General features: G+C 72.5%; 20 protein-coding genes. 12 read left to right on the top strand and 8 right to left on the bottom strand.

The genetic code is table 11. The annotated features are described in order from the left end of the window. Positions 1-17: 17 nt before the first annotated feature. Positions 18-893, bottom strand: coding sequence for an aldo/keto reductase (locus CG736_RS15295; protein ID WP_100586782.1), 876 nt, complete (start codon positions 891-893; stop codon positions 18-20). A gap of 297 nt (positions 894-1,190) precedes the next feature. Between CG736_RS15295 and CG736_RS15290 the strand changes: the two genes are divergently transcribed. From CG736_RS15290 to CG736_RS15260, 7 genes are all read left to right on the top strand, one after another. Further along, positions 1,191-1,439 carry a LapA family protein gene (locus tag CG736_RS15290; RefSeq protein ID WP_100586781.1) on the top strand — a complete coding sequence of 83 codons (249 nt, stop codon included), beginning with the start codon at positions 1,191-1,193 and terminating at the stop codon, positions 1,437-1,439. A 41-nt stretch (positions 1,440-1,480) separates the two neighbouring features. After that, entirely contained in the window at positions 1,481-2,209 is a 729-nt protein-coding gene (locus tag CG736_RS15285) for an amino acid ABC transporter ATP-binding protein (RefSeq protein WP_100587044.1), read from the top strand. A 102-nt stretch (positions 2,210-2,311) separates the two neighbouring features. Next, positions 2,312-3,211, top strand: a complete 900-nt coding sequence (locus CG736_RS15280) for a glutamate ABC transporter substrate-binding protein (protein WP_198520524.1) — start codon at positions 2,312-2,314, stop codon at positions 3,209-3,211. Positions 3,212-3,224: 13 nt separating this feature from the next. After that, a complete protein-coding gene (locus CG736_RS15275) occupies positions 3,225-3,869 on the top strand; it encodes an amino acid ABC transporter permease (RefSeq protein WP_100586780.1) in 645 nt (214 codons plus the stop codon). Continuing rightward, positions 3,866-4,720, top strand: a complete 855-nt coding sequence (locus tag CG736_RS15270; protein WP_100586779.1) for an amino acid ABC transporter permease — start codon at positions 3,866-3,868, stop codon at positions 4,718-4,720. The genes CG736_RS15275 and CG736_RS15270 overlap by 4 nt, the downstream gene beginning before the upstream one ends. Positions 4,721-4,797: 77 nt before the next feature. Then, the gene (locus tag CG736_RS15265; protein WP_100586778.1) at positions 4,798-5,487 is read left to right on the top strand and encodes a hypothetical protein; all 690 of its coding nucleotides are present in this window, start codon (positions 4,798-4,800) and stop codon (positions 5,485-5,487) included. 81 nt (positions 5,488-5,568) lie between these two features. Continuing rightward, complete coding sequence (locus CG736_RS15260) at positions 5,569-5,892, top strand: hypothetical protein (RefSeq protein ID WP_157815597.1); 324 nt, start codon at positions 5,569-5,571, stop codon at positions 5,890-5,892. Positions 5,893-5,899: 7 nt separating this feature from the next. Here CG736_RS15260 and CG736_RS15255 read toward each other — a convergent pair whose 3' ends face one another. From CG736_RS15255 to CG736_RS15235, 5 genes are all read right to left on the bottom strand, one after another. Continuing rightward, on the bottom strand, positions 5,900-6,310 hold the full coding sequence (locus tag CG736_RS15255; RefSeq protein WP_100586776.1) for a DUF4259 domain-containing protein: 411 nt from the start codon (positions 6,308-6,310) through the stop codon (positions 5,900-5,902). 59 nt (positions 6,311-6,369) lie between these two features. Further along, positions 6,370-7,116 carry a dienelactone hydrolase family protein gene (locus CG736_RS15250; protein WP_100586775.1) on the bottom strand — a complete coding sequence of 249 codons (747 nt, stop codon included), beginning with the start codon at positions 7,114-7,116 and terminating at the stop codon, positions 6,370-6,372. A 344-nt stretch (positions 7,117-7,460) separates the two neighbouring features. Continuing rightward, a complete protein-coding gene (locus CG736_RS15245; protein ID WP_100586774.1) occupies positions 7,461-10,106 on the bottom strand; it encodes a hypothetical protein in 2,646 nt (881 codons plus the stop codon). 235 nt (positions 10,107-10,341) lie between these two features. Next, positions 10,342-11,130, bottom strand: a complete 789-nt coding sequence (locus tag CG736_RS15240) for a TetR/AcrR family transcriptional regulator (protein ID WP_100586773.1) — start codon at positions 11,128-11,130, stop codon at positions 10,342-10,344. 51 nt (positions 11,131-11,181) lie between these two features. Beyond that, the gene (locus tag CG736_RS15235; protein ID WP_100587042.1) at positions 11,182-11,721 is read right to left on the bottom strand and encodes an NUDIX hydrolase; all 540 of its coding nucleotides are present in this window, start codon (positions 11,719-11,721) and stop codon (positions 11,182-11,184) included. A gap of 113 nt (positions 11,722-11,834) precedes the next feature. Between CG736_RS15235 and CG736_RS15230 the strand changes: the two genes are divergently transcribed. Both CG736_RS15230 and CG736_RS15225 read left to right on the top strand, forming a co-directional pair. Beyond that, complete coding sequence (locus CG736_RS15230) at positions 11,835-12,167, top strand: hypothetical protein (protein WP_232734010.1); 333 nt, start codon at positions 11,835-11,837, stop codon at positions 12,165-12,167. A gap of 90 nt (positions 12,168-12,257) precedes the next feature. Next, positions 12,258-13,478, top strand: coding sequence for a serine hydrolase domain-containing protein (locus CG736_RS15225; RefSeq protein ID WP_100586772.1), 1,221 nt, complete (start codon positions 12,258-12,260; stop codon positions 13,476-13,478). A gap of 70 nt (positions 13,479-13,548) precedes the next feature. Here CG736_RS15225 and CG736_RS15220 read toward each other — a convergent pair whose 3' ends face one another. Both CG736_RS15220 and CG736_RS15215 read right to left on the bottom strand, forming a co-directional pair. After that, entirely contained in the window at positions 13,549-13,875 is a 327-nt protein-coding gene (locus tag CG736_RS15220) for a hypothetical protein (RefSeq protein WP_100586771.1), read from the bottom strand. Positions 13,876-14,135: 260 nt separating this feature from the next. Continuing rightward, positions 14,136-15,179 (bottom strand): hypothetical protein, encoded by a 1,044-nt coding sequence (locus tag CG736_RS15215; protein WP_100586770.1) that lies wholly within the window; start codon positions 15,177-15,179, stop codon positions 14,136-14,138. A 275-nt stretch (positions 15,180-15,454) separates the two neighbouring features. Between CG736_RS15215 and CG736_RS37095 the strand changes: the two genes are divergently transcribed. From CG736_RS37095 to CG736_RS15200, 3 genes are all read left to right on the top strand, one after another. Then, a complete protein-coding gene (locus CG736_RS37095) occupies positions 15,455-18,409 on the top strand; it encodes an AAA family ATPase (RefSeq protein WP_198520511.1) in 2,955 nt (984 codons plus the stop codon). A 128-nt stretch (positions 18,410-18,537) separates the two neighbouring features. Beyond that, the gene (locus CG736_RS15205) at positions 18,538-19,608 is read left to right on the top strand and encodes an aldose epimerase family protein (protein ID WP_100586768.1); all 1,071 of its coding nucleotides are present in this window, start codon (positions 18,538-18,540) and stop codon (positions 19,606-19,608) included. 311 nt (positions 19,609-19,919) lie between these two features. Beyond that, positions 19,920-21,203, top strand: a complete 1,284-nt coding sequence (locus CG736_RS15200; RefSeq protein WP_100586767.1) for an extracellular solute-binding protein — start codon at positions 19,920-19,922, stop codon at positions 21,201-21,203. The last annotated feature ends 49 nt before the right edge of the window (positions 21,204-21,252 follow it).

Here is a 21,252-nt window from a genome sequence, read left to right as displayed (position 1 = left end):
CGACCGAACGCGGGGCGTCAGCTCCAGTCGAACTCGGCCGGGTCGGGGCCGATCCGCTTGCCGGTCTCGACGGCGGCGATCGCCGCGAGGTCCTCGGCGTCCAGCTCGAAGCCCGTCACGTCCAGGTTCTCCCGGATGCGGGCCGGGGTGACCGACTTCGGGATGGCGATCACGCCGCTCTGCAGGTGCCAGCGCAGCACCACCTGGGCCGTCGAACGGCCGTGCTTCTCGGCGATCTTCAGCAGCGCGGGCTCGGCCAGCAGGTCGCCGCCCTGGCCCAGCGGGCTCCACGCCTCGGTGGCGATGCCGTGCTCCGCGTGGAGGGCGCGCAGCTCGGCCTGCGGGAAGTACGGGTGCAGCTCGACCTGGTTCAGCGCCGGGACCACCGAGGTCTCCTTCAGCAGCAGCTCCAGGTCCGGGACGCGGAAGTTGGAGACGCCGATCGCGCGGACCCGGCCGTCGGCGAGCAGCTGCTCGAAGGCGCGCCAGACGTTCAGGAAGGAGGTGCCGCGCATCGGGCGCGGCCAGTGGATCAGGTACAGGTCCAGCTGCTCCAGGCCGAGCCTGGCCATCGACTCGTCGAAGGAGCGCAGCACCCGGTCGCGGCCCTGCTCGCCGGACCAGTCGAGGGTGCCGGAGTTCCACAGCTTGGTGGTCACGAACAGCTCGTCGCGGTCGACGCCGGACTCGGCGATCGCCCGGCCGGTGCCCGTCTCGTTCTCGTAGATCTCGGCGGTGTCGATCGAGCGGTAGCCGGCCTCGATCGCGGTGGCCACCGCCGGGGCGGCCTCCGCGTCCGGCACCTGCCAGACGCCGAAGCCGAGCTGCGGGATCCGCACGCCGTTGTTCAGCGTGATCGAGGGGATCGAAGGTCCTGCGGAAGTGCTGGTCACGAGTACGGGGTGCCCTTCGGTTGTGCATGGTCTTCGGTGTGCAGCGGTGCTGCGCGGGTGTTCCAAGAGGGCGGCAACCGGGTCGAACAACGGGGTATTCCCGAGGCGGTCGAGTTCCTCGGAGTTCCCCCCGATGGATGAAACGCTGCGGGGGCCGAATTCGGGTCGCACCAAGGGGTGTGGTGTGCATCACACGCGGTGCCGCCGGTCCGGGGAGGGTGGGCCGGACGGGTGAATGGGCAGGCCCGGCGGTGGTGGTGCGGGGGTCGGCGTGCGGGCCGGGCGCAGACTGCCAGGGTGACCAAGACCTCAGGTGGTTCTCCGTCCAGCGGCCAGCGCAGTGAGATCGGCGGCATCCCGACCCGCTGGATCGGCATCGGCGTCATCGTGGTGCTGGCGGTCTGGTTCCTGTTCGCCAACCTGGACAAGGTGAAGATCCAGTTCTGGGTCTTCACCGTCACCTGCCCGCTGTGGATCGCCCTGCTGGCGACGCTGGTCGCGGGCGTGGCGCTCGGCTGGCTGCTGAAGGGCCGGCGCGAGCGGTGACGGCGCCGCAGGAGGGCGCGGGGCGGTCGGCCGGGGAGCCGCTGATCGAGCTGCGCCGGGTGAACAAGCACTACGGGCAGCTGCACGTGCTCCAGGACATCGACCTGACGGTGGGCCGGGGCGAGGTCGTGGTGGTGATCGGCCCGTCCGGGTCGGGGAAGTCCACGCTGTGCCGGGCGATCAACCGGCTGGAGCCGGTGGAGAGCGGCGACATCCTGATCGAGGGGCAGCCGCTGCCCGCCGAGGGCAAGGGCCTGGCGAAGCTGCGCGCCGAGGTCGGGATGGTGTTCCAGTCCTTCAACCTGTTCGCGCACCGGACGGTGCTGCAGAACATCACGCTCGCCCAGGTCAAGGTCCGCAAGCGCGGGAAGGCGGAGGCCGAGTCCAAGGGGCGGGCGCTGCTGGAGCGGGTCGGGCTGGCCTCGCAGGCGGACAAGTACCCGTCGCAGCTGTCCGGCGGCCAGCAGCAGCGGGTGGCGATCGCCCGGGCGCTGGCGATGGACCCGAAGGCGCTGCTGTTCGACGAGCCGACCTCGGCGCTCGACCCCGAGATGATCAACGAGGTGCTGGAGGTGATGCGCTCGCTGGCCGCCGAGGGGATGACCATGGTGGTGGTCACCCACGAGATGGGCTTCGCGCGCTCCGCCGCCAACCGCGTGGTGTTCATGGCGGACGGCCGGATCATCGAGGACCGCGTCCCCGAGGAGTTCTTCGCGGACCCGCGCAGCGAGCGCGCCCGGGACTTCCTGTCCAAGATCCTGAAGCACTGAGGCGGCGCGGTGAACCAGCGGTACATCCTGCGCGGGCCGGCGCGGCCCGCCGCGCTGCCCCGCCCGGCCGCCGGGGCTCCGGCCGCCGGGGGTTCGACCGTCCTGGCTCCGGCCGTCCTGGCGGTGCTGGCAGTGCTGGCGGCGCTTTCGGTGCTGTCCGGCTGCGGCAAGGAGGGCACCCCGCCGCCGAAGGGTCCGCAGCCCAGCGCGCTCCCCAGCTACCAGGTGCGGTCCGAGACCATCACCGGCTCGCCCACCCTGGACGCGGCCCGGGCCCGCGGCCACCTGGTGGTCGGCGCCAAGGAGGACCAGCCGTACCTGGGCCAGAAGAACCCGGCCACCGGCGTGTACTCCGGCTTCGACATCGAGATCGCCAAGATGGTCGGCGCCTACCTGGGCTTCGCGCCGGACCGGATCGAGTTCCGCACCATCGCCTCCGCCAACCGGGAGACCGCGCTGCAGAACGGCCAGGTCGACTACTACGTGGGCACCTACACCATCAACGACAACCGCAAGAAGCTGGTCGGCTTCGCCGGCCCGTACTTCATCGCCGGGCAGGCGCTGATGGTCCGCAAGAGCGAGACGAAGATCAACGGCCCGCAGGACCTGGCGGGGCGGAAGGTCTGCTCGGCCGCCGGGTCCACCCCGTACCAGCGGATCCAGACCGACTACCCGAAGGCCGAGCTGGTCGGCTACGACACCTACTCGGCGTGCGTGGACAACCTGATCAGCGGTCAGGTCGACGCGGTCACCACCGACAACGCGATCCTGCAGGGCTACGTGGCCAAGGTCCCCGACGAGTTGAAGATGGTCGGCGAGCCGTTCTCCACCGAGCCGTACGGCATCGGCGTCCCCAAGAACGACACCGTGCTGCGGATGGCGATCAACGACGCGCTGCAGACGAACATGGACAACGGCAACTGGAAGAAGGCGTACGACGCGACGCTCGGCCTCTCCGGGGTGCCGGCGCCGCCGCCCCCGGCCATCAACCGGTACCAATGAGCAGGGGTCGCGGATGAACGTCCTGACCAGCAACTGGTCGACCTACTGGCACGGCTTCCTCGGCACCCTCTGGCTGACCCTGGCCAGTGCCGCGCTGGCGCTGGTGCTCGGGGTGCTGATCGCGGGCTTCCGGGTGTCGCCGGTGAAGCCGCTGCGGGCCTTCGGCACCGGGTGGGTGACGGTGCTCCGGAACACTCCGCTGACGCTGCTGTTCTTCATCGTGGTGCTGGGCCTGCCCCGGTTCCACATCACGCTGCCGTTCTTCACCTTCGCCGTGCTGGCGCTGGGCTGCTACACCTCGGCGTTCGTCTGCGAGGCGCTGCGCTCCGGGGTGAACACGGTGCCGACGGGGCAGGGTGAGGCGGCCCGCAGCCTGGGCATGACGTTCGGTCAGACGCTGAGCCTGGTGGTGCTGCCGCAGGCGTACCGCTCGGTGGTCGCCCCGCTGGGCAGTGTGATGATCGCGCTGGCGAAGAACACGGCGATCGCCGGCTCGTTCAGCGTGGTCGAACTGCTCGGCACCTACCGGACCATCAACGAGCTGGGCTACAACATCGTCTGGACCTTCGTCTGGATCGCTGTCGGCTACCTGATCATCACGCTGGCGATCAGCGCCGTCTTCAACGTGCTGGAGCGACGGGTGGCGGTGTCCCGATGACGGTGGAGTCCTCCGCGCTGTACGACGTCCCCGGGCCCAAGGCGCTGGCCCGGCACCGGCTGTACGGCATCCTGGCGCTGGTGGTGATCGCCGCCGTGGTCGGCTGGGTGATCTGGATGCTGTTCCACACCAACCAGTTCACCTACGACAAGTGGATGGCCTTCGAGTACAAGGGCGTTCAGGAGCTGCTGCTGCGCGGCCTCGGCAACACCCTGAAGGCGTTCGGCTGGACGGTGCTGTTCGCGCTCCCGTTCGGCGCGCTGTTCGCCGCCGGGCGGCTCTCCGACCACCGGTCGGTGCGCTGGGTGTCCACCCTGGTGGTGGAGTTCTTCCGGGCCATGCCGCTGCTGGTGATGATCTTCTTCATCTTCGTCGCCCTCAAGGTCGAACCGCTGTGGGCGCTGGTGGCCGGCCTCACCCTGTACAACGGCTCGGTGCTGGCCGAGGTGTTCCGGGCCGGCGTGCTGGCCGTCCCCAAGGGGCAGAAGGAGGCGGCGTTCGCGCTCGGCCTCCGCAAGACCCAGGTGATGACGTACGTCCTGGTGCCGCAGGCCGTCCGGTCGATGCTGCCGACCATCGTCAGCCAGCTGGTGGTGGCGCTGAAGGACACCTCGCTGGGCTTCCTGATCACGTACGAGGAGTTCCTGCACGCCGGGAAGCTGATCGCCACCAACCTGGACTACGACCTGCCGTTCATCCCCGTGGTGATGGTGATCACCCCGATCTACATCGGCATGTGTCTGCTGCTGTCCTGGCTGGCCAAGTGGCTGGAGCGGCGCGGCCGGCGCAGCCCGCGCGAGGGGGCGACGCCGGTCGCCGACGCCGGTCCGGTGCTGGACGCGCAGGGGTAGGAAAACTCCGGTGACCGGGCCGTCGCCATCGGTTAGGGTCGGTGATCCGTGACCGTACGTCGACCGGGAGTGACCGAATGTCAGTGCTGCCCAGCCGTCAGGGCCTGCCCGTGGCCGAAGTGGTCGACCGCCGGGAGGGTCCGTACGGCGAGGTGGTGCTGCGGCGGCGCGGCGAGCAGTACGAGATCATCGCGAACGGCTGCTTCCTGATGGACACCGCCGACGGGCGCTCCGAACGGCTGCTGATCCAGGCCGCGTTGGACGAGCTCGCGGTGCCGGGCCCGAGCGTGCTGATCGGCGGGCTCGGCGTCGGCTTCTCGCTGGCCCACGCCGCGGCCGAGCCCCGGTGGGGGCGGATCGCCGTGGCCGAGCGGGAGGGCGCGATCATCGACTGGCACCGGGCGGGGCCGCTCGGCGTGTTCTCCGCCGGTGCGCTGGCCGATCCGCGGGTCGAGGTGCTGCACACCGACCTGGTGGCGTACCTGGCCTCCGCCGAGGACCGCTACGACGCGCTCTGCCTCGACATCGACAACGGTCCCGACTGGACGGTCGGCGAGGAGAACGACGCGCTGTACGGCCCCGTCGGCCTGGCCAACGCCGCCGCCCGGCTCCGGCCCGGCGGCGTCCTCGCAGTGTGGAGCGCCCGGCCGTCCGCCGCCTTCGAACGGGCGCTGCGGGACGCCGGGTTCACCGAGGTCCGCACCGAGGAGATCGCCGTCGAGCGCGGCGTGCCCGATGCGGTGCACCTGGCCCGCCGCGCCGCCTGACACCGCCGACTGCCGGATTCGTGCCGAACATGTGTACGTAACGCGTTCCCAGCGGGGCTCCGTTGCGGCATGATCATCATCATGGCGGACGAGAAGACCGACCTCCTGGCGTGCCTCTGGGACGAGTTCAGCGCCATGAGGTTCCCCACCGGCTGGTACGACCGGGAGCCCGAGGGCACCTGTCTGGTCACCCTGGACACCGCCCTCGTCGGCTTCGCCGCCAACGTCCTCGACGGCCCGCCGCTCGGCGCCCGCCACCGCGAACACCTGCGCTGCCGCATCGAGCTCCTCGCCGACCTGCTGCCGACCTTCGGCACCGACAGCTACGCCTCCCGGTACTTCGTCGCGCTGTACCGGATGGCGGTGCTGGCCGAGGAGATCGACGCCGAGCGCGGCGCGGCCTGAAGCGACGTCAGGCAGCGGCGCCGGACAGGACGGCACGGAGCCGTTCCACCGACTGACGCCAGGCCGGGCCCTCGTCCGTCTCCTCCCAGAGCTCGGCCAGCTCGGACTCCTCGCCGAGCACGCCCGTCAACGCGTCCGCCGCGAGCCGCCGCGTCGCCGGCGCGAACACCGGCAGCGGCTGCTCCGGCCCGTACGCGGTGTCGACCGGCGTGCCGCCCGGGCACTGCGCGGCCACCAGGGCGGCCGCGGCGATGATCCGGTCCCCGTCGTCGGCGTCCACGTCGTCGAACTCGCCGAGGGCGACGCCGAAGACGGCACGTATCAGGTCCTCGCGCTGCTCCGGGGCAGTGTCGTCGAGCTCGCCGGCGAAGTCGGCGGCGTTGTCGTTGTCGAACGGCCCGATGTCCCAGGCGCCCATGGTGATCTCCTCCGGGTGGGGTGCATGGGGATCTTGACAGGGGGCGCTGACAGCGCGGGTCAGACGGTGGGCAGAGCGCGGGCGAGGAGGGGGAGCAGGCGGTCCCAGTGGAGCCGGCGGGCGGCGGGGTCGAAGGCGTCGGTGTCGGACATGGTGAAGCCGTGGACGGTGCCCGGGTAGATCTCCGAGGTGTGGGTGATCCCGGCGGCCTCCAGGGAGCGGTTGAGCCCGGCGAGGGTCTCGGGCGTCAGGTCGCTTGCCGCGTGGCCGAAATGGACCTCGGCGGTGAGCCCCGCGAACAGCCCGGGCCCGTCCACCGCCACGGGAGCGTGGAACGCGGCGAGGGCGGCGACCTGCTTCGGGTGGGCGGCGGCGGTGCGGACGGCCTGGAGACCGCCGATGCAGTAGCCCGTCACGGCGACCGGTCCGGCGACGACCTCGGGCCGGGCGGCGAGGAACCGCAGGTAGGCGTCGGCGTCGAGCAGGGCGCGGTCGCGGGTGTGCGTCGTGACCAACGGCATGACCCGGGCGAAGACCTCGGCCCGCTGCTCCGCCCCGATGTACGGGGGGAGCGCGACCACCGGCGCCGGGCCGTGCCGGTAGAACAGGTTGGGGACGAGCACGAAGTACCCGTGGCCCGCCAACTCGCAGGCCAGCTCGCGGAGCGCGGGCCGGAGGCCGAAGCCGTCCGGGTACATCAGCACTCCCGGGTGGCGGCCGCCTCCGTCGGGGAAGGCGGCCAGCGCGTCGGCGTGGCCGTCCGGGGTGGGGATCAGTATTAGTTCGGTGCGTGGCTGAGTGGACATCGGTTCTCCTGCCGTGACGTGGTCGACGTTTCGAAGCTGTGGTCGACACGGCGGAGGCGGAGCGCGGGCGGCTGTGGCAGCGGTGGTGGCTGCGGGAGGATTCCGTTCCGGCAGCGGGCCGGTCACGGCCCGGGCGGTGCTCAGCGGAGCGCCGGGTCGCCGATTCGTGAGTGGCGCGAGGCCGTCCCGGTCGTCATGACCGTCAACCTAGCCGACGGGTGGAGCCCGGGGCCAGTGGTCAACCAGTGGTCGGCTGCGGGTGGTTGACCGTGCGTCGGGAGCGCCCCGGGACGCAGAACGGCGAGCCCGGGGCGGGCTCGCCGTTCACGGGGTGCGGATCAGCCTCAGCCGAAGGGGCTGGTGGCCGGCGGGGCCTGCGGGGCGGCGGGTGCGGCGGCCGGGGCCGGTGCGGGTGCGCCGAAGGGGTTGAAGTCGGCCGGCGGGACCTTGACGAAGCGCCCCTTGGTCGGGTCCGGGGTTTCCGGCTCGGCCTCGGGTTCGGCTGCCGCGGTGGGCGGGGCCGGGGGTGCGAACGGGTTGAAGTCCGCCGGGGGCACGTGCACCAGACGGCCCTTGGTCGGGTCGGCGGGCTCCGGCGGAGCGGTCGGAGCGGGGACCACCGGCGGCGCGCTGGGCCGGGGCGGAATGGCGGAGGGCGAGCCGGTGACCGTCCCGAACGGATCGGCCGGCTCGGAGGACAGGACCGTCCCGAACGGGTCGGCGGAGGCCGCCCGAGCGGGCGCGGGCGCGGGCGCCGCGACCGGAGCAGGCGCGGGTGCGGCGGGTGCGGCGGCCGGGGCCGGTGCGGGTGCGCCGAAGGGGTTGAAGTCGGCCGGGGGGACCTTGACGAAGCGTCCCTTGGCCGGGTCCGGGGTTTCTGCCTCGGGCTCGGGTTCGGCTGCCGTGGTGGGCGGGGCCGGGGGCGCGAACGGGTTGAAGTCCGCCGGGGGCACGTGCACCAGACGGCCCTTGGTCGGGTCGGCCGCTGCCGGTGCGGGCTCGGGTGCGGGCGCGGCGGCCGGGGTGGCCGGGGTGGCGGCGGGTGCACCGAAGGGGTCCGGGGCGCCGAACGGGTCGGGTGCGGCGAAGGGGTCGGGTGCGGCGAAGGGGTCGGCGGCGGGTGCGGCGGGCGCGGGTGTGGCGGCGGCCGGGGCTGGAGTTGGTGCGGGTGCGCCGAAGGGGTTGAAGTCGGCCGGCGGGACCTTGACGAAGCGCCCCTTGGTCGGGTCGGGGGCCTCGGGCTCGGGCTCGGGCTCGGGCTCGGGTGCGGCGGCGGACGCAGCGAACGGGTCGGGTGCGGCGAAGGGGTCGGGTGCGCCGAAGGGGTCGGCGGCGGGTGCGGCGGGCGCGGGTGTGGCGGCGGCCGGGGCTGGAGTTGGTGCGGGTGCGCCGAAGGGGTTGAAGTCGGCCGGGGGGACCTTGACGAAGCGCCCCTTGGTGGGGTCCGGAGCTTCGGGCTCGGGCTCCGGCGTGGGCGCGGCCGCCGGGGTGGAGGCAGCGGCGGCGAACGGGTCGGGTGCGCCGAAGGGGTCGGGTGCACCGAACGGGTCGGCGGCCGGGGCGGGTTGAGCCGGCGCGGCGGCCGGTGCCGGGGCCGGAGCGCCGAAGGGGTTGAAGTCAGCCGGGGGAACCCTGACCAGGCGTCCCTTGGCCGGGTCGGCGGCCTCCGGCTCGGGTGCGGCGGCCGGTTCCGGGGCGCCGAACGGGTCGGCGGAGGCCAGGACCGGGGACGGCTGCTGGGCCGGCAGATCGGCGGGGGCAGGCGCCGCGAAGGGGTTGAAGTCCGAGGGCGGGACCCGCACCGAGGTGCCCGACGGGGCGTCAGGCTGCTCGGGCGGCGCGACCGGCACCGGCGGGGCGACGGGCACGGACGGCGCGGCGGACTGCGCCGGAACGTTCGGGGCGTGCGCGGGGACGGCCCGGCCGACCGGCACCGGGGCAGGGGCCACCGCCACACCGTCCCAGGCGAGTTGGACCGAGCAGAGCAGGTCGGCGAAGACCGAGGTGTAGACGTCCCAGTCCTCGGTGTCGGAGGTGGTCAGCTGGACCGTCAGGACCGTCGCCCCGTCCGGCATCGGCACGAACGCCTCGACCACCGAGCTGTGCACCACGCCGCCGGGGCGTTCGTCGCGCAGTTCCTTCAGGGCGGGCATCGACCGGTTCTCCACCAGCACGGCGGCCGGGCCGGCCGGCAGCAGCACCGTCCACACCTCGGAGTACGGGCGCTCGGTGGACAGTTCCACCGCCAGCTCCTGGATCGGCTGGGCGCACGGAACGGTCGACACCACCAGCGAGACCCGCGAGCGGCGGCCGTTCACCAGCAGCGCGGCGAGGCCTGCGTAGGCGACGTTCGCTCCGGCGAACTGCTCCGCCAGCAGGGCCGCCACCACGGCGAAGTCGTTGCGCTCGGCCGGGGCAGCACCGGAGAACAACTCCTCGGCGGTCTCGGCGAGATGGGCCGAGAGGGCGTTGCCCGAGCCGCGCACCGTCAGCGTGTGGAAGGCGGGCGGGATCACCAGACGCGCCTCGACGCCGGAGCCGGTCGACAGCTCGTCCGGGGCGACCGTGACCCGGGGCTCGGCCAGCGCCGCGAGCGAGGGGGTGAAGCCGGCCAGCGGCCCACTGTCCACCGGGCTCGGCTCGGCGTGCACCCGCAGCGAGGAGACCGACGGGACATCGGTCAGGCCCAGGGCGGAGGCGGCGAAACGCTGCGTCAGAACGGGGACGGCCTCGCGGCCGGCGGTCGCGTTCGGTCGGCGGTTGGCGGAGACCTCGATCACCGTGCCGAGCTTCGGAACGGCGAGCAGGCCGGGCCCGATCTGGCTGATCCGCAGGCCGAACAGGGCCTTGGCGGCCGGATGTTGGGGTCGGCGGAACGCGGTGAGCGCGTCGACGGGGTAGTGGGTGGCGCGGCTGCCGAGAAGTGCGGCGGACGCCGCGTCCAGTGTGGCCGTGATCCGGTCTGCGGCGGCGAAGCCGTCCTGCGTCATTCGCCGAGCCCCCTCGTTCTCGGGTGTGGACAGTTCAGGCACTTTTTATCAGACGTGAACGACGCAGGAAGAAGGGTCGTCCGGGGGCGGGTGGTTGGCGGTGCGGGTGGTGTTGGTGGTGCGGGTGGGGAAAGGGGAGCGCCTGCGGCGCGGGTGTGAGGGGAGGGGATGTTGAGCGACGCAGGAAAGTCGGCGGTCTGGGGAGTGGGCGGTTGGCGATATCGGTGAGGGCCAGTCAGGTGGTGGGTGGGGTGGCGAGGTGGAGGAGGGAGGCGGTGAGGGTGGGGGTGGCGAGGGTGCTGGTGAGGTCGCGGAGGAGGCGGGCGGTGGGGCCGTCGGGCTGTTCGGCGGTGAAGAACTCGGGCAGGAGGGACGCGAGTTCGGGGTCGCGGGTGGCGGTGACGGCGAGCGCGGCGACCAGGTCCTGGACCAGGTGGAGTTGCAGGGTCTCGGCGGGGACGGGTTTGTCGGTGAGCCAGTCGAGGGAGCTGATCTCGGCGTTGGCGATCCAGGCGCGGACGGTGCGGCGCAGGGTCGGGCTGGGGTCGGCGAGGCCGAGGTGACGGAGAATCTGTTCCTGGGCGGCGCGCCGGACCTGGTCGATGACGGCGTCGGCGTCGGGGCTGGCGGCGACCGAGCCGCCGCGCAGCAGCGCGGTGAAGCCGGTCTCGTGGGACTGGACGAAGTCCAGGTAGCGGCCCATGACGCGGTACAGGCGTTCGGAGACCGGGCCGTCGGCGGTCTCCTCGAAGCGTCCGGCGAGCTCCCGGCCGGCCCGGCGGAGGGCCTCCTCGTAGAGGGCCTGCTTTCCGGGGAAGTAGTGGTAGACGAGCGGTCGGGAGGCGCCGGCGGCGGCCGCGATGTCGTCGATGGAGACGTCCTCGGGGGCCCGGTCCGAGAACAGTTCGAGGGCGACCGCGATGAGTTGTTCGCGGCGCTCGTCGACGGTGAGCCGCCGCCGGGGGGTGCGGGCGGGCTGCTGTTCCTCCGCGCGGGGCGCCACGGACGGCGTACGGGAAGCCATGCGGCCCACCCTAGTTCGTCGGGGTGGCGCGGGACAGCACGTCCGGGGCGGTCAGCCGGTGGCGCGCTGTTCCAGGTAGCGGCGCCAGGCCTCCCGGCCGTCGGGGACGAAATCCCAGGTGGCGAGGCGGTCGGTGAGCTCGTCCTCGGTGAGCCAGGCGTACCAGGCGACCTCCTCGACCTGCGGGGAGACCGGGCCGTCCCACTCGGCCTCGTGGACGTCGGACCACCAGCTGAAGTGCTCGCCGTCGGTGTAGCGGAAGCGGAACAGCGGGCGGGTGCGGATGCCGGTGACGCCGAGTTCCTCCTCCGCCTCCCGGACGGCGGCCTCGGGGTAGCTCTCGCCGGCGCCGACCACGCCGCCGACGAAGCAGTCGTGGGCGCCGGGGGCGAACGCCTTGGTGTCGGTGCGGCGGTGGGTGAAGATCCGGCCCTGCGGGTCGCGGACCAGCACGAAGACGCAGCGGTGCAGCAGGTTGTCGCGGTAGACCTCGGAGCGGGGCGCGGTGCGCAGCACCCGGTCGTGTTCGTCGACCACGTCGACGAGTTCGTCGAGCGGAGCGGCAGGGGAGTCGGGGGAGGGAGTGGTCATGACCGCCATTCTGGCCCCGGACGGCCGGTATCACCCGAAAGAGTTGGTATACGGAACGGCCGGGCCGGGGAGGACAGTTGCCGGACCGTCAGTCACCTGCTCCGGGAGGATCGTTGAGGAACCGTGCCGTTGTCCTGTCCGTCGCCGCCGCCCTGGTCGCGCTCGGCACCGCGCTGCCCGCCGCGGCCGCGTCCGGGCCCGCTGCCGTGCGTTCGGGGCTGGACTGCACCACCTGGGTGCACGAGAACGACCCGCTGACCGGAGGAGTGCTCTGCACCAACAACACCGGCGCCCCGATCACCTTCCACGCCGACATCGTGTGCGGCCTCGCGCCGGACGTCTCGGGCACCTCGGTGACGGCCCGGCCCGGCGAGACCCAGGAGTCGGCGGGCCACTGCGCCATCTACTCCTCGGGCATCGGCCACATCGGTTGGACGGTGGAGTAGCGGTGGAGCGGGAGTAGCCGTGGAGCGGTGACGAGCCCACCGGAGCCGGTCCCTCCGCAGGTCGAGGAGGGCGGTGTCTAAGGTGGGCGGGTGGAGATCCAGGGATTCACGGCGGACGGATTCGCGCCGGTCAGGGCGGCTTTCGAGGGCAACTTCCGGCAGTACGGGGAGCTGGGTGCGGCGTTCGCGCTGTACCTGGACGGCCGGCCGGTGGTCGACCTGTGGGGCGGCGACGCCCGTCCGGAGGTGGGCAGCAGGCCGGCGCCCGCGGTGGGCTGGGAGGCCGGCACCGCGCAGGTGCTGCGGTCGGTCACCAAGGGGCTGACGGCCTCCGCCGCGCTGCTGCTGGCGCAGCGCGGGCTGCTCGACCTGGACGCCCCGGTGGCCTCGTACTGGCCGGAGTTCGGGCAGGCCGGCAAGGAGAGGATCCCGGTGCGCTGGCTGCTGTCGCACCAGGCCGGGTTGCCCGCGCTGGACGTGCCGCTGCGGATCGAGGACGTGCTGGCGTGGGACCCGGCCGCGGCGGCCGTCGCCGCGCAGGCCCCGGCCTGGGAGCCGGGCACCGCGCACGGCTACCACCCGCTGACGTTCGGCTGGCTGGTCGGCGAGGTGGTGCGCCGGGCCGGCGGCCGCAGCGTCGGGCGGTACTTCGCGGAGGAGATCGCCGCGCCGCTCGACCTGGACCTGTGGATCGGCCTGCCCGCCGCGGAGTCCGGCCGGGTCGGCCGGCTGGTGGACCTGCCCGCGCCGGAGGCGGCCAAGGCCGGGCCGGGCGGGATGCGAATACGCCCCAAGCAGTCCGTGGTGGACGCCTACCGGGACCCGCGCTCGCTGACGGCTCGCTCGTTCGGCTCGGTGCGCAGCAGCGTGGACCTGGACGACCCGGCGGTGCAGGCCGTCGAGGTGCCGGGCGCGGGCGGCATCGGCACCGCCCGGTCGCTGGCCCGGTTCTACGCGGCGCTGATCGGGCCCACCGACCGGACGGACGCGCCCGGGCAGCGGCTGCCCGCCCTGTTCGAGCCGGCCACCCTGGCCGAGGCGGTGGGCCCCTCGGTGCACGGGCCGGACCGGGTGCTGATCGTCAACACCACGTTCGGCCAGGGCTTCTTCCGGCACAGCGGCACCTCGCCGATGGCGTCCCCGGCGAGCTTCGGCCACCCGGGCCGCGGCGGTTCGCTGGGCTTCGCCGATCCGGAACTGGGCATCGGCTTCGGCTACGTCACCAACGGCATGCAGCCCGGCGTCACCGGCGACATCCGTTCGCGGGCGCTGATCACGGCCGTCCGGGAGTGCCTGGCGGCCCGGGGCTGACCGGTCGCCGGCCGTCCTGACGCGAGCGGCCGCCGGCCGGGTGCGGACGGACCGTCCGCCAAGGGGACGGTCAGGCCTGGCCGGTGTCGAAGTGGCTGACCCGGCCGTCGGAGGCGACGGTGAACCTCCAGGCGGTGCGCATCTCGCCCCAGGCGTCGTTGCGGAAGTCGGCCACCAGGGCGCGGCCGTTGGACTTCTCGGTCTGCACCTCGATGTGCCCGTGCGAGGAGAAGATCTCGCGGTCCACCCAGTCCGCCAGGTCGCGTCGGGAGCCGTCGTCGGACATCGTGGCGTCGTCGGTGAGCGCGGCGAAGAAGGCGTCCCGGTTGCCCGAGTTGACGGCGCCGAGCAGTCGGCGCACGGCCGGGTCGGAGAGTTTGTCGACGGCGATGGTCATGAGGGGTTCACTCCTTGGCGGTGGAACGGCGGGTCGGGCCCGACGGATCGGACACTGACCCGACGTGACCACGCCGGACCGCCGTTCGCCAGCCCTCCTGGGCCGGTCGGAGCCGGTGCGCCACCGCTGCGGGCACGCTTCGGCCCCGGGCGCGTGCCGCGGGCCGGGGCCGGGGGAGTGGTGTGGTGTGATGTCCCGATGGGCGGTTTCGCGCCCCGGTCGGGGAGGCGCGGCGCGGTTGTCGGGCCGTCAGCGGTCCGTCACCAGAGCTGCTCCCACCACCAGGCGATCTCGGGGTAGGGCGGCGGCGTCAGCCGGCCGTCGGCGGGGCGCTCGGCACGCTCGGCGATCGGGACGACGCCCGGCGTGCGGGTGGTGTAGCGGGCGGAGGTGAATCCCCACTCCAGGTTCCCGCTCACCAGGTTGGACAACTGGTCGATGTAGCGCCGCAGTTCGGGCCCGGCACGGCGGGAGGCGCGGTCCGACAGGCGGAGGAACAGGACCATGGTGCGGTCGTGCAGCGCGGCGGCCTCCTGCAGGGCCTGGTCCCGTTTGCAGCCCAGATGTCGTTCCAGGGCGTCGACGATGTTGCTCTCCAGCGCGCCCTGGCTGTCCTCCCGCCGGTACGAGTAGACGTCGGCGGCGATCAGCACCAGGAACTTGGCGGCCTCGGTGAGCGCGTGCACCCGCGGCGAGTCCAGTTGGGACTGCGGGACGGCGGTGCGCTCGCACACCTCGATGATCTCGATGCAGGAGCGGCTGCCCCGGTCCAGCGGCCCTATCGTCAGGTACTCGGAGAGCGTCATCGGCCGGCCCTGCGCCCGGTAGGCGGTGACGGCGGCGGCGCCCATGAAGGACTCCAACTGACTGTCCGCCCACCGTTTCACGGCGACCGCGGGGGCCCAGTCCCGGGCTCTGCGGAACACGTCGCGCACCGAGGCGACGTAGATGTCCGACTCCGCCGGGTGGGAAGGCGTGGAATTGATAACGGCGAGTAATGTGGCTGCTATCGTGAGTACACGGGAGGGGTCTCGGCTCAGTCGGCCGGTGTCCCACTCGTCGTCCAGGGTGAGCATGCTGCACAACCACTGCGAAACCAGTTCCAGCCCCGTGATGCCATCGGCGTCCTTGGCGATCCGGCAGACGAATTCGTGTGCGCCGATGGCCAGGAGGCGACGACGGCGTTCCTCCTCCTGCGTGAAGCCCATCGTTTCGAGCCAGAGTTCGGTGCTCTTGCCGACGGTCTCGTGCGCGGGGTGCAGGGTCGAGGGGATGGGGCAGAAGAGCGGGGGTATGGCAGCCAACGTTTCTCCAGAGCGGCCTGATGTGCTGGGGCGTCAAGTCGATTTCGGGCTCGCGCCCGGCGTCGGTCTTCCCTCGCAAAGATCGAATACACCTGGGAAACCGGAAAGAGTTAACCTGACGAGCCGTCAGTGATCGTCTGCCGCAGGGGATTTGCCCCTGACCAGGCGATCTGACTCCCCGTAGGGGCCACCGCCTGCGGGAACGCCGCCCGTGCCGCCCTCGACGACGCTATGGTCGAAGCGGAGTGCGGGGCAGGCGAGGCGGAAGGACGGACGTGGCCGAACAGCAGAGCGGGCCGCAGGAATCGGTGGCCGGTGAGGGAGCAGTCGCCAAGCGGCTGTGGGAGCGCGACAACGAACTCCACTCCGCCGAACAGGCCGTGGACAAGCTGTGCCGGGAGTTCGCCGCGGGTGGCACCAAGATCGGCGAACTGCTGCTGTTCTCCGGGCCGGCCGGCATGGGCAAGACCACCATGCTCGAACAGGTCCGCCGGATCGCCGGCGCCCGCAAGGACCCCACCGTGCTGTTCGCCCGGGGCAGCGAACGCCAGAAGCACGAACCGTTCCGCGTCCTGCGGCAGTTGCTGCTTCCCGTCCTCGGCGACCTCGACGAGGACGAGCGGACCGAGGTGTTCGGCAACTGGTACAACATCGTCGCGCCGGCCGTCGGCCTGGCCCCGCCGTCCGACGAGGTCGAGCGGATCGACCCGCAGGGCGTGCACGACGGCCTCGACTTCGTCATCACCCAACTCGCGCCCCGGCGGGCCCCGCTGGTCGTGGTGATCGACGACCTGCACGCGGTCGACCAGGAGTCGCTGGCCTGGCTGGCCTCGTTCGCGGTCCGCGCCCGGGAGCTTCCGGTGCTGCTGGTCTTCGCCTACCGCCACGAGTTCGACGAGGCGGCCCGTCCGCTCGTCCTGCAGATCCAGGAACGCGCCGAGCGCCGGCACGAGCTGCTGCCGCTCAACCCGCTGTCGATCGCCGAGATCGTGCACAGCGAGTTCGCCGAGGCCGACGACGCGTTCTGCCGCCAGGTGTGGGCCGTCACCGCCGGAGCCCCGTTCGACACCGTCGCCCTGCTGCGCGAGGTGCGCGACCAGAACCTCGAACCCGTCGAGGAGAACTCGCCCCGGCTGCGCGACCTGGCCGCGGCCGCCCGCGGCCAGGGCCGCGACTACTGGCTCGACAAGCTCGGCCCGACCGTCATCCAGTTCGCCTGGGCCGCGGCCCTGCTCGGCACCGAGATCAGCGAGGAACTGGCCGCCACCATCTGCGCCCAGGGCCCGGCCCAGTCCGCCCAGTCGGTCCGCGAGCTGCGCCGGCTGCGGGTGCTCACCAGCCAGCCCAACGGCAAGCTGGAGTTCGTCCACCCGCTGATCGCCACCTCGATCTACCAGTCGATCCCGGACGCCACCCGCACCGGCATGCACGGCATCGCCGCCACCGCGATCGAGGACCGGGGCGGCTCGCTGCTCTCCGCCTCCCGGCACCTGCTGGAGACCCACCCCGGCGAGGGCGACGACCGGATGGTCCGCAAGCTGCGCCGGGCCGCCGCCGAGAACCTCGCCATCGGCGCCCCCGAAGCCGCCCGCCGCTGCCTGGAACGCGCCCTGGCCGAGCCGCCGGACGAGGACGACCGCGCCGAGGTGCTGTACGAACTCGGCAGCGCCGCGCTGCTCACCGACCCGGACGCGACCGCCAACCAGCTGCGCCGCGCGCTCGACATCGAGGACGGCCTCAGCCCCGACCTGCGCGTCGAGGCGGTGTTCCGGCTGTCCGAGGTGATCGCCCACGGCGGCGACCTCACCGGGGCCGCCAGGCTGTGCCTGACCGAGGCCGAGAACACCGCCGAGGGCCTCGGCAAGGTCCGGCTGCTGACCGCCCACCTGCTGTACACCGCCCTCCAGCGGGACGAGGACAACGGCCGCGAGCGGGCCGACAAGGTCACCGCGCTCGCCGCCCAGGTAGACGAGGACAGCGAGGCCTCCCAGCCGGTGCGCGCCCTGCACGCCTGGGACCTCACCCTCAAGGGCGGCCCCACCACCGAGGCGCTGCGGGCCGCCGAGGACGCCCTGGTCCTCGGCCGGCTGCCGCGCAGCCTCGGCTGGACCAACACCACCTGGAACTTCGAACTGCCCGCGCTGCTCGGCCTGTGCTTCGCCTACAACGACGAACTCGCCCGCGCCGAGAAGCTGTTCAGCTCCGCCATCCTGGAGTTCGAGATCGCCGGGTGGAGCGGCGCGCACCGCGGCTTCGCCTACTTCCTGATGGGCTTCGCCCGGCTGCGCCGCGGCTTCCTCCCGGAGGCCGAGGACTTCCTGCGCCGGGGTCTGCGGATCGCGGACCGGATGGGCTCGGGCCTGCCGTTGCAGTGGAACCTGGTCGGCTCGCTGATCGACACCCTGCTGGCCCGCGGCCGCGACCGGGAGGCCTGGGAGATCGCGCAGCGGTACCGCTTCTCGCCGCCGTACCACCAGACCGCGCTGGTGCTGCCCGACGTCGCCACCATCTACGGCAAGCTGCTGATCTCCCGCGGCGACTACGACATGGCGGTCGAGGTGCTCGCCGAGACCGGCATGCGGCTGGACAAGCGGGGCTGGCGCTCCACTGTGCACGCGCCGTGGGCCGGTCACCTGGCGGTGGCGATGGCGCACCGGGACCTGCCCTCCGCCCGGAAGAACGGCGACGACGCGGTCGCCCGGGCCCGGGAGTCCGGTTCGCCGTCGGCGATCGGCAGCGCGCTGCGGCTGGCCGCCAGCGTGTGGGAGGGCCCGCGGGCCGTCGAACTGCTCCAGGAGGCCGTCTCCCTGCTCGGCCGCTCCCCGGCCAGTTACGAGCACGCGCACGCGCTGGTCGACCTCGGGGCCGCCCTGGTGCAGGTCGGCCGCAGCCTGGAGGCCGCCGAACACCTCTACCAGGGAATGGAGTTGGCCAAGCACTGCGGGGCCGACGGCCTGGAGGTGCGGGCCCGCAACGTGCTCGCGTCGTCCGGCCTGCAGCCCAGCCGGGCGCTGGTGCCCGTCAAGGTCACCCTCAACGAGCAGGAGCTGGAGGTCGCCCGACTGGCGGTGCGGGCCCTGCCGCCGCAGCGGATCGCCGAACAGCTGAAGCTGCCGGTGTCGGTGGTCAAGCAGCGGCTGGCCGCCGTCCACCGCAAGCTCGGCACCGGACCGGAGGGTCTCGCCGACGCGCTCGGATTGCCCAGTGACGGCCCCGGGCAGGCTGTCTGACGGCCCGACGGACCACCCCGGCGCGCGGGGAGCGGGTCACCGACCCGCCCGCCGGGGCGGGCTACCCTGGCCGCAAGGGTGATCACGAACCAAGCCGAACAGCGTGATCGCGAACCGAGGAGCAGCCCATGACCGTGCCGGACCGGCCCACCGAGGTGCACCGCGCACCGTACGACTCGTCCGGGGCCGGGATGGGACTGGACCGGTGGACGCTGCGCTCCGACCGGATCGAGGCCACCGTCATCACCCTGGGCGCGGCGCTGCACACCCTGACCGCGCCCGACCGTGCGGGCACGCCCGCGCAGGTGCTGCTGACCACCGAGGACGTCGGGGCGCTGCTCGGCCCGGCCAAGCACTACGGCGTCACCGTCGGCCGGTACGCCAACCGGATCGCCGACAGCCGGGTCACCCTGGACGGCGAGGACCACCCGCTGCTGCCGACCGGACACGGCGTCACCCTGCACGGCGGGCCCGACTCGTTCTCGCACCGGGTGTGGCAGGCCGAGGAGATCCCCGACGGGGTGCGGATGCACCTGCACTCGCCGGACGGCGACCAGGGCTTCCCCGGCGCGCTGGACGTCTGGACGGACTTCACGCTGAACGGCGCCGACCTGACCATCTCCTACCGGGCCGTCACCACCAGGCCCACGGTGGTCAACCTCACCAACCACGCCTACTTCAACCTGGCCGGCGAGGGCCGCGGCGACGTGCTCGGCCACCTGCTGACCATCGACGCGGACGCCATCACACCGGTCGACGAGCGGCAGATCCCGTACGGCCCGTTCGAGCCGGTGGCGGGCACCGCGTTCGACTTCACCGGTGCCCGGCCGATCCGCGAGGGCCTCGCCCAGGGGCACCCGCAGCTGAAGCTCTCGCACGGGTACGACCACAACTGGGTGCTGCGCGAGCGCCCCGCGGACGGGCCGCCGGTGCGGGCGGCGCTGCTGGCCGACCCGGGCAGCGGGCGGACGTTGGAGGTGCTGACCACCGAGCCGGGCCTGCAGGTGTACACCGCGAACGGCTTCGACCGCAGCGTGGTCGGCCCGTCCGGCACGCGGTACGGCCCGTTCGCGGGCGTCGCGCTGGAGACCCAGCACCACCCCGACTCGCCGCACCAGCCGTCCTACCCGTCGACCGAGCTGCGGCCGGGCCAGGAGTTCCGCTCCAGCACGGTGCTGCGGCTGGGCACCGCCGGCTGACCGCAGCAGCGCACCGAACAGGGCCCCGGGAGCTTCCCGGGGCCCTGTTCTGCCTGCTCGGCGATGGTGGGGCTGCAAGGAGTTTCCGCAAGGCCACGGATGGTCAAGACGCGCGGCGGCAACTCTAAGGACACGTGGACGTAACGATCCCCTGGAACTTGCAGAAACTTGCTGCAAGGACTTTCAGTCGCGCTGACCGCGCTGTTACGTTCCTGCTCAAGCCCGACGGCCTGCAACGGCGCAGTCGGCTGGGACAGCCATTATGCGCGGTCCTCCCCCACTCGGGCACCCTCATCTTTCAAGGAGTTTCCATGCGGCGTGGTATCGCGGCCTCCGCTCTCGTTGCGGCTCTTGCGGTCACTCTTGCAGCGTGCGGCAGCAGCGGCTCCGGTTCGGACGCCAAGGGCGACGGCGGACCGGTCACCATCACCTACTGGGACACCTCGAACGCCACCAACGAGGCGCCGAACTACCAGGAACTGGTCAAGAAGTTCGAGGCCGCGAACCCGAACATCAAGGTCAAGTTCGAGAACGTGCCGTTCGACCAGGCGCAGAACAAGCTCCAGACCGCGATGGGTGCCAAGGGTGCGCCGGACGCCTTCCGCTCCGAGGTCGGCTGGACCTCCGCCTTCGCCAAGGCCGGCTACCTGGAGCCGCTGGACGGCACCCCGGCGCTGACCGACGCCTCCGTCTTCCAGCCCTCGCTGATCCAGCAGGCCAAGTACTCGGGCAAGACCTACGGCGTCCCGCTGGTCACCGACACCCTCGCCCTGATGTACAACAAGGAGCTGTTCGCCAAGGCCGGCATCACCGCCGCGCCGACCACCTGGGACGAGCTGAAGACCGACGCCGCCCAGTTGAAGGAGAAGGCGGGCGTGGACGGCTTCTGGCTGAAGGCCGCCGACGGCTACTACGCCATGCCGTTCCTGTACGGCGAGAACACCAACATGGTGGACGCCGCGGGCAAGAAGATCACCGTCAACTCGGCGGAGGCGGTCAAGGCCGTCGAGACCTACAAGTCGATGTTCACCGCCCCCGGCACCGTGAAGGCCGACGTCACCACCGACGCCTACGCGCACATGATGGACGCCTTCAACACCGGCAAGGTCGCGGCGATCATCCAGGGCCCGTGGGAGGTCACCAACGTCTACAAGGGCGCCGCCTTCGCCGACAAGAAGAACCTCGGCATCGCGGCCGTCCCGAACGGCGCCTCCGGCAAGGGCGGCGCCCCGACCGGTGGCCACAACGTCTCCGTCTACGCCGGCTCCGACGCCGCCCACAAGGCCGCCGCCGAGAAGCTCGCCGCGTTCCTGACCTCCGCCGAGAGCCAGACCTTCCTCGCGCTGAAGAACGGCACCCTGCCGACCCGCAGCGACGCCTACACCGCCGAGGTCAAGGCCAACCCGGGCATCGCCGACTTCCAGGCGATCCTGACCTCCGCCCAGCCGCGCCCCGAACTGCCCGAGTACGCCTCGCTGTTCGCCTCGTTCGGCACCAACCTCGGCAAGATCGTCCAGGGCCAGTCCGACACCAAGGCCGGCCTGGACGCCACCGCCACCGACTACGCGAAGCTCCTGCCGGGCTTCGGCAAGTAAGTCGGAACCAGGCTCGCCCGGCCCACACCTGACGGTGGGCCGGGCGCGC

It is taken from the genome of Kitasatospora sp. CB02891 (assembly GCF_002803145.1).
Taxonomy (GTDB): domain Bacteria; phylum Actinomycetota; class Actinomycetes; order Streptomycetales; family Streptomycetaceae; genus Kitasatospora; species Kitasatospora griseola.
This window is presented reverse-complemented; position numbering and strand designations above follow the sequence as displayed.

Bases quoted from the DNA above. Each gene is read 5' to 3' on its own strand.
- CG736_RS15200 (WP_100586767.1), top strand. From the start codon at position 19,920: ATGCGGCGTGGTATCGCGGCCTCCGCTCTCGTTGCGGCTCTTGCGGTC.
- CG736_RS15245 (WP_100586774.1), bottom strand. From the start codon at position 10,106: ATGACGCAGGACGGCTTCGCCGCCGCAGACCGGATCACGGCCACACTG.
- CG736_RS15260 (WP_157815597.1), top strand. From the start codon at position 5,569: ATGGCGGACGAGAAGACCGACCTCCTGGCGTGCCTCTGGGACGAGTTC.
- CG736_RS15220 (WP_100586771.1), bottom strand. From the start codon at position 13,875: ATGACCATCGCCGTCGACAAACTCTCCGACCCGGCCGTGCGCCGACTG.
- CG736_RS15270 (WP_100586779.1), top strand. From the start codon at position 3,866: ATGACGGTGGAGTCCTCCGCGCTGTACGACGTCCCCGGGCCCAAGGCG.
- CG736_RS15250 (WP_100586775.1), bottom strand. From the start codon at position 7,116: ATGTCCACTCAGCCACGCACCGAACTAATACTGATCCCCACCCCGGAC.
- CG736_RS15205 (WP_100586768.1), top strand. From the start codon at position 18,538: ATGACCGTGCCGGACCGGCCCACCGAGGTGCACCGCGCACCGTACGAC.
- CG736_RS15240 (WP_100586773.1), bottom strand. From the start codon at position 11,130: ATGGCTTCCCGTACGCCGTCCGTGGCGCCCCGCGCGGAGGAACAGCAG.
- CG736_RS15275 (WP_100586780.1), top strand. From the start codon at position 3,225: ATGAACGTCCTGACCAGCAACTGGTCGACCTACTGGCACGGCTTCCTC.
- CG736_RS15235 (WP_100587042.1), bottom strand. From the start codon at position 11,721: ATGACCACTCCCTCCCCCGACTCCCCTGCCGCTCCGCTCGACGAACTC.
- CG736_RS15255 (WP_100586776.1), bottom strand. From the start codon at position 6,310: ATGGGCGCCTGGGACATCGGGCCGTTCGACAACGACAACGCCGCCGAC.
- CG736_RS15265 (WP_100586778.1), top strand. From the start codon at position 4,798: ATGTCAGTGCTGCCCAGCCGTCAGGGCCTGCCCGTGGCCGAAGTGGTC.